This is a genomic window from Streptomyces inusitatus (assembly GCF_014651115.1).
In the GTDB taxonomy this organism is placed as follows: Bacteria; Actinomycetota; Actinomycetes; order Streptomycetales; family Streptomycetaceae; genus Streptomyces; species Streptomyces amakusaensis.
Window position 1 is genome coordinate 1 of the sequence record NZ_BMWG01000053.1, and the last position, 8,557, is coordinate 8,557.

The window sequence follows — 8,557 nt, forward strand, 5'->3', positions numbered from 1 at the left end:
TCTGGAGGTTCCGGAGCGCTGGGGTGGTCTGATCGACCTTCCCGCTGTTCTGGACGATCGTGCGGCTGCTCGCCTGGCCGGGGTCTTGTCCGGCAGTGGTGAGGATCAGGTCGCGGTTCGTTCGTCGGGTGTGTTCGGGCGTCGGTTGGTGCGTGCTCCTCGTGGTGCGGGTTCTGTGGGTTGGGTGCCGGGTGGCACGGTGTTGGTCACGGGCGGTACAGGCGCTCTTGGCGGTCGGGTCGCTCGGTGGCTGGCGGGTGCGGGTGCTGACCGTTTGGTGCTGACGAGCCGTCGTGGCCTGGAGGCTCCGGGTGCGGCTGAGTTGGTCGCGGAGCTGACCGGGTTGGGTGTTGAGGCGGAGGTGGTGGCGTGTGACGCCGCCGACCGTGATGCCCTGCGCGTACTGCTGTCCACGATTGCGGGTTCGCTGACAGCTGTGGTGCATACGGCCGGTGTCCTGGACGACGGCGTACTCGATGCTCTGACACCGGACAGGTTTGAGAGCGTCCTGCGCGCTAAGGCCGTCTCGGCCCTGAATCTGCATGAGCTGACGGGTGAACTCGGGATCGAGCTGGACGCCTTCGTCCTCTTCTCCTCCGTCACGAGCACATGGGGAACCGCCGGGCAGGCGAACTACGCGGCTGCCAATGCTTATCTGGATGCTTTGGCCGAGCAGCGTCGTGCTGACGGTCTGGCGGCGACGTCGCTGGCGTGGGGGCCGTGGGCGGACGGCGGTATGGCCGCTGACGATGCTCTCGACGCACGCATGCGCCGGGGCGGAGTACCGCCCATGAACGCGGACGCGGCCATTAGCGCCTTGCGGCAGGCGGTGGGTGGGAACGATGCGGTGATCACCGTCGTGGACGTCGAGTGGGAACTATTCGCACCCGGTTTCACGGCGGTACGGGCCAGTGGTCTTCTGGCGGAACTGCCTGAGGCGCAGCGTGCTCTCGGCCTTCTCGCGGAAGGCGTGTCCGCCGGCCGTGACGGTGATGACCGGGGTTCAGCTGAGGAAGACTCGCTGGCCCGGAGGCTGGCGGGACTCTCCGCCTCGGAGCGGGACCGGGTCCTGGTCGATCTCGTCCGCAAGGAAGTGGCCGGGGTGCTCGGCCACATGGGAACAGAGACCGTCGGCGCGGGACGTGCGTTCAAGGAGCTGGGCTTCGACTCGCTGACGGCGATCGAGCTGCGCAACCGGCTCGGCGCGGCGACCGGGCTGCGTCTCCCGGCGACGCTGATTTACGACTATCCGACGTCGGCGGCTCTCGCTGAGTATCTGCGTGGCGAGCTGCTCGGTGCGGGGCCTGAGGTGGCCGTGCCGACGGCCCTCGCGGTCGCCGTGGACGACGACCCGATTGCGATTGTGGCGATGAGCTGCCGTTTCCCCGGCGGTGTACGCACCCCGGAGGACCTCTGGCAACTGCTGGAGAGCGGCGGCGATGCCATGGGCGAGTTCCCGGCCGACCGTGGCTGGGACGCGGAGTCGCTGTTCGGCGCGGAACACGGGCAGGACGCCTCGTACACCCGTGAGGGCGGCTTCCTGTACGACGTGGCTGACTTTGACCCGGGGTTCTTCGGGATCTCGCCGCGTGAGGCGCTGGCGATGGATCCTCAGCAGCGTCTTCTTCTTGAAACCTCGTGGGAGGCGTTCGAGCGGGCGGGTATCGACCCGGCGACGCTGCGCGGCAGCCAGGCCGGTGTCTTCGTCGGCACCAACGGACAGGACTACCTCTCCCTCGTGCTGAACTCGGCCGACGGCGGCGACGGCTTCATGAGCACCGGCAACTCGGCGAGCGTGGTGTCCGGCCGGCTCTCCTACACCTTCGGTCTCGAAGGCCCCGCCGTCACTGTCGACACCGCCTGCTCGGCCTCGCTGGTCGCCCTGCACCTGGCAGTGCAGTCGCTGCGCAACGGTGAGTGCTCACTCGCGCTGGCCGGTGGTGTGACGGTGATGTCCACCCCGGGCGCGTTCGTCGAGTTCAGCCGTCAGGGCGGTCTTGCGGAGGACGGTCGTATCAAGGCGTTCGCGGCGGGGGCGGACGGTACGGGTTGGGGTGAGGGTGTCGGCATGCTCCTCGTCGAGCGGCTCTCCGACGCGCGGCGCAATGGCCACCCCGTTCTCGCGGTGGTGCGTGGTTCGGCGGTCAACCAGGACGGTGCTTCGAATGGTTTGACGGCTCCGAATGGTCCGTCTCAGCAGCGCGTGATCCGGCAGGCGCTGGCGAGTGCTGGTCTGTCCGCCGCCGATGTGGATGCGGTGGAGGCGCACGGAACGGGTACGCGGCTGGGTGACCCGATCGAGGCGCAGGCACTCCTTGCCACCTATGGTCAGGACCGGTCCGAGGACCGTCCGCTGCTGCTCGGCTCGATCAAGTCGAACATCGGGCACACGCAGGCTGCCGCCGGTGTCGCCGGGGTGATGAAAATGGTGCTGGCGATGCGGAACGGGGTGCTGCCGCAGACCCTGCACGTCGATGCTCCGACTCCGCACGTCGACTGGTCGGCGGGTGACATCTCCCTGCTGACAGAGGCGGTGGAGTGGCCGGAGACCGGCCGCCCGCGCCGGGCCGCCGTTTCGTCGTTCGGTGTGAGCGGGACGAACGCCCACACCATCCTGGAACAGGCCCCGGCCGTTACCGGGACGGCTTTGACCTCTGTGGGCCGGCCGGAGGGCGGCCTGCCCGAGGGCATCCCCGCGACGACCGCGTGGGTTCTCTCCGGCCGGACCGAGGCGGCCCTGCGCGAACAGGCGGAGCGGCTGCACGGCCGTCTCGTGGCCGACGGCGCGGTCCGCCCGGTGGATGTCGGACTCTCCCTCGCGACCGGCCGGGCGGCGCTCGATCACCGTGCGGTGCTCATCGCTGCCGACCGGGACGGATTCCTGGCGGAACTCACCGCGCTGGCGACGGGAGACCACTCCGCAGAGACGATTCAAGGCATCGCGAACCCCGATCACCAGGTGGCGTTCCTGTTTACGGGGCAGGGGAGTCAGCGGCTGGGGATGGGGCGTGAGCTGTATGAGGCGTATCCGGTGTTCGCGGACGCGTTGGATTCGGTGTGTGCCCGCTTTGATCTCGATATGCCGTTGAAGGAAGCACTGTTCGGTGATGAGAGCGGTGCTCTCGATCAGACGGCGGTGACTCAGCCCGCGCTGTTCGCGATCGAGGTGGCGCTGTTCCGGCTGCTGGAGTCGTGGGGTGTGCGGCCGGACTTCCTGTCCGGTCATTCGATCGGTGAGATCACTGCGGCGCATGTGGCGGGTGTGTTCTCGCTGGCCGATGCGTGCACGCTGGTGGCGGCTCGTGGCCGGTTGATGCAGGCGCTGCCTTCGGGCGGTGTGATGATCGCGGTCCAGGCGTCGGAGGACGAGATCCTCCCACTGCTCACGGACCGCGTGAGCATTGCCGCGATCAATGGCCCGCAGTCGGTGGTGATCGCGGGTGACGAGAGCGCTGCTCTCGCGATCGTGGAGCAGTTCCCGGACCGTAAGTCGAAGCGGCTCACCGTCAGCCATGCGTTCCACTCGCCGCACATGGACGGCATGCTCGCCGACTTCCGTGCAGCGATCGAAACCCTTTCGTACGACAACCCGAAGATTCCGGTCGTCTCGAACCTCACCGGCACTCTCGTCGGCGACGACATGTCGACTCCCGAGTTCTGGGTACGCCATGTCCGCGAGGCCGTCCGCTTCCTCGACGGCGTCCGCGCCCTCGAAGCCGCCGGAGTCACCACGTACCTCGAACTCGGCCCCGACGGCATCCTCTCCGCCCTCGCCCAGGAGTGCGTCACCGACAGCACTGCCACCGCAGCCTTCCTGCCGGTCCTGCGCAAGGGCCGGTCGGAGGCCGAGACGGTGACGTCGACCCTGGCCAGGGCGTATACGCGGGGCATCGCCGTCGACTGGGCGGCGTACTTCGCGGGAACCGGCGCACAGCGGGTCGACCTGCCGACGTACGCCTTCCAGCGGGAGCGGTACTGGATCGACTCGTTCGCCGAGTTCGACGATGTCGCCTCGGTCGGTATCGGCAAGGCCGGGCATCCGCTGCTGGGGGCGGCGGTCGAGCTGCCGGACTCGGACGGGTTCCTCTTCACCGGCCGGCTCTCGCTCCGTACGCACGGCTGGCTCGCGGACCACGCGGTGGCCGACACCGTCGTGGTTCCCGGCGCGGCCTTCATCGAGCTGGCGGTGCGCGCCGGTGACGAGGTCGGCTGCGACACGGTGGACGAGCTGACGCTCGAAGCGCCGCTCGTGCTCCCCGAGAAGGGAGCCGTACAGCTGCGCCTCACCGTGGGCGCGGCGGACGGGACCGGACGGCGGGCGGTACAGGCGCACAGCAGGGTCGAGCCCGAGGGCGGGAACGAACTCGCGGGCGGGGTGTGGTCGCGCAATGCCACGGGCTTCCTCTCCGCCGGGGACGGCGCGGTGGAGGCCGACGGTCCGCAGGAGTCGGCGCAGTGGCCGCCCGCCGGGGCCCGGCCGGTCTCCGTCGACGCGGTGCGCGACCGTCTGACGGCCGCAGGTCTCCACCACGGTCCGGCCTTCCGGACCCTGACCCAGGTGTGGACGCACGGCGCGGAGCTTTACGCGGAGGCGAGACTCTCCGACGAGCAGCACACCTCGGCCGGGCGGTTCTCGCTCCACCCGGCGCTCCTCGACGCCGCGTCGCAGGCGCTCGCGGCCACTGGTACAGACTCAGACTCAGACTCAGACTCCGGCACGGGCCGGCTGGCCGTCGCCTGGCGCGGTGTGCGGCTGCACGCCGTCGGGGCCGACGTCCTGCGGCTGCGCCTCACCCCGGGCGGTCAGGACACCGTTTCCGTCGCCCTGAGCGACGAGAAGGGTGTGCCGGTCGGCTCGGTCGAAGCGCTGGTGACGGAGAAGGCGGACGCCGAACGATTCGCGGTGGCGCCCGCCGGGGCCGACGAGTCGCTGTTCCGGCTCGACTGGGTGCCCACCCGGGCCCCGGGACGCCAGGCGCTCATGAACCTCGCCGTCGTCGGGGACGCCGACGGCGACCGTTCGCTGCTCGCCGGACTGACGGCGGCCGGGCTCACCGCCGACGCGTACGACGACCTGGCGGCGCTCGACGCGGCGGTCACGGCCGGACGCCCGGTGCCGGACACGGTTCTCGTACCGTTCATCGCGGACCGGACACAGCCCCTCTGCGCCGACACGGCCACGGAGGCCGCTCACCTCGCGCGGGAAGTGCGCGAGGTCGCGCACCGGGCGCTGGGGGTCGTACGCGGCTGGCTGGAGAGCGCCCGGTTCGCCGGGGCGCGGCTGGCCGTCGTCACCAGCGGCGCGGTGGCCACGGACGAGGAGACGGACGTCGATCTGGCCCACGCTCCGGTGTGGGGGCTGCTGCGCGCGGCGCAGACGGAGAACCCGGACCGTTTCGTACTCGTCGACCTCGACCTCGACCTCGATCCCGACCGCGCGGCGACGGCCGCCGACCCCTGCCGGGCACTGCCGGGGGTCCTCGCCTCCGCCGAGCCCGAGACGGCCGTACGCGGCGGTGCGCTGTACGTACCGCGGCTGGCCAGGGCGGGCGGCGGTACGGGCATCGGTACGGGCCTCCCGGTCACGACGACCGGCCGGATCGACCCGGCGGGCACGGTCCTGATCACCGGTGCGAGCGGCGGACTGGCCGGGCTCTTCGCCCGGCACCTGGTCGCGGAGCACGGCGTACGGCATCTGCTGCTCACCAGCCGGCGGGGCGAGCGGGCCGACGGCGCGGCCGAACTGACGGCGGAGCTGCGGGCGCTGGGGGCCGAGGCGACCTGGGCCGCGTGCGACGTGGCCGACCGGGCCGCGCTGGCCGGGCTGCTGGGGTCCGTGCCGGAGAGCCGCCCGCTGACGGCCGTCGTGCACACCGCGGCCGTGCTGGACGACGGAGTCGTGGATCTGCTCACCCCGGAGCGAATGGACGTGGTGCTGCGGCCGAAGGCCGAGGCGGCGCTGCATCTGCACGAGCTGACGCGCGATCTCGATCTGTCGGCGTTCATCCTGTTCTCCGCCGCGGCGGGCACACTGGGCGGCGCGGGACAGGCCAACTACGCGACGGCCAATGTCTTCCTCGACGCCCTCGCCCGGCACCGCAGGGCGCGCGGACTCACCGCGCTCTCCCTGGCCTGGGGCATGTGGGCCGAGGAGAAAGGCATGGCGGGCCGGCTGACGGAGGCGGAGCGGAGCAGGGCCGCCAGGGGCGGTGTCGCACCGCTGTCGGCGGCGGAGGGCCTCGCGCTCTTCGACACCGCCGTCACGATGGACGAGGCCGTACTCCTGCCGGTCGGAATCCACTCCGCGACCCTGCGGGCGCGCGCCGCCGACGGCGGTGTCCTGCCGATGTTCCGCTCCCTGGTGCGGACCCCGGCGCGCAGATCGGCGCAGAGCGGGACCCGCACGACGACGGCGAACGCTGCGGCGAACGCGACGGCTGACGGCACAGGGGAGCGCACGCTCGCCGAGCGGCTGGCCGAGCTGTCGGCCGCCGAACGGGAGCGGACCGTACTGGATCTGGTACGGGGTCAGGTGGCCGCCGTGCTCGGATACAAGTCGGCCGAGGCCATCGGCGGCGGGCAGGCCTTCAAGGAGCTGGGCTTCGACTCCCTGACGGCGGTCGAGCTGCGCAACCGGCTGGTGGCCGCCAGCGGCCTGCGGCTCCAGGCCACCCTGGTCTACGATCACCCCAACCCGGCCGCGCTCGCCGAGCACCTGCTGAGCGAGGTGGCACCGGAACCGGTCGAGCGCAAGCTCTCCGTCATGGAGGAACTCGACCGGCTGGAGAGCACCTTCTCCTCGCTGGCGCCCGAGGAACTGTCGGCCACGGTCGGCGACGAGGCCGCGCACGCGCGGGTGGCGGTGCGCCTCCAGGCCCTGCTGAGCCAGTGGAACGACGCCCGGGCGGCGGACGGCGACGGCGGGGCCAAGGAGATCGAGGACGCGAGCGACGACGAGCTGTTCGCCCTCATCGACCAGAAGTTCGGCCAGGGGTGACCCGGGAGCCGGACGTACCGCCGGAGCCCCGGCGGTACGTCCGGCCCCGGACCCCGAATTCAGGAACCAGGGTCTGACGCCTCAGGTCTTGGACCGAGAGACCTGAGACACCTGAGACACCCCAAGACATTCCGAGTGCGTGCGAATACCTCCACGATCTCGACCATGCGAATAGGTGAAGCGCCAGTGGCGAACGAAGCAAAGCTCCGCGAGTACCTCAAGAAGGTCACGACGGATCTCAATGAGGCACACGGACGGCTGCGGGAAATCGAGAGCCAGGCCCATGAGCCCATCGCCATTACGGCGATCAGCTGCCGTTTCCCCGGCGGTGTGAACTCTCCCGAGGAACTCTGGGAGCTGATCGGCTCCGGCGGGGACGCGCTCACCGAATTCCCGGCGGACCGTGGCTGGGACCTCGACAATCTCTTCTCGGACGACCCCGACGACCAGGGCACGTCGGTCACCCGCGAGGGCGGGTTCCTCCGTGACGCCTCCTCGTTCGACGCCGCGTTCTTCGGGATCTCGCCGCGTGAGGCGATGGCGATGGATCCTCAGCAGCGTCTTCTTCTCGAAACCTCGTGGGAGGCGTTCGAGCGGGCGGGCATCGACCCCTCGTCGCTGCGCGGCAGCCAGGCGGGCGTCTTCGTCGGCATCAACGGCTCCGACTACCTCACCCCGCTCCTGGAGGCGTCCGAGGACTACGCGGGCCACCTGGGCACCGGCAACGCGGCCAGTGTGATGTCCGGCCGCCTCTCGTACACCTTCGGTCTCGAAGGCCCCGCCGTCACCGTCGACACCGCCTGCTCGGCCTCCCTCGTCGCACTGCATCTGGCGGCGCAGGCGCTGCGCGCGGGCGAGTGCTCCCTCGCTCTCGCCGGCGGCGTCCATGTGATGTCCACGCCTGGGCTCTTCGTCGAGTTCAGCAAGCAGCGCGGACTGTCCGCGGACGGGCGCTGCAAGGCCTTCGCCGCGGGAGCCGACGGATTCGGCCCGGCGGAAGGCGTGGGAGTGCTGCTCCTTGAGCGGCTCTCCGACGCGCGGCGCAACGGCCACCCGATCCTCGCCCTGGTGCGCGGTTCGGCGATCAACCAGGACGGCGCGTCCAACGGTCTGACGGCCCCGAACGGGCCTTCCCAGCAGCGCGTCATCCGCCAGGCCCTCGCCAACGCCCGGCTCTCCGCCGACCAGGTCGACGCCGTCGAGGCCCACGGCACCGGCACCAGCCTCGGCGACCCGATCGAGGCCCAGGCCCTGATCGCCACCTACGGCCAGGACCGCGCCGACGGACAGCCGCTGCTGCTGGGCTCGGTGAAGTCGAACATAGGCCACACGCAGGCGGCGGCCGGAGTCGCCGGCGTCATCAAGATGGTGATGGCCATGCGCCACGGCGTGCTGCCGAAGAGCCTGCACATCGACGAGCCCTCGCCCCATGTGGACTGGTCGGAGGGCTCGGTCTCCCTGCTCACCGAGCGGACGGCGTGGCCCGAGACCACACATCCCCGTCGTGCGGGTGTGTCGTCGTTCGGTTTCAGTGGTACGAACGCGCATGTGATCGTGGAG

The 8,557-nt window shown here is 70.7% G+C and carries 2 protein-coding genes; both read left to right on the forward strand.

The features are described from left to right. On the forward strand, window positions 1–6,997 hold a 6,997-nt coding region (locus IE247_RS33680), incomplete at its 5' end, for a type I polyketide synthase (RefSeq protein ID WP_190127182.1). A gap of 165 nt (window positions 6,998–7,162) precedes the next feature. Beyond that, the coding region (locus IE247_RS33685) for a type I polyketide synthase (protein WP_190127183.1) at window positions 7,163–8,557 on the forward strand (1,395 nt) is incomplete at its 3' end.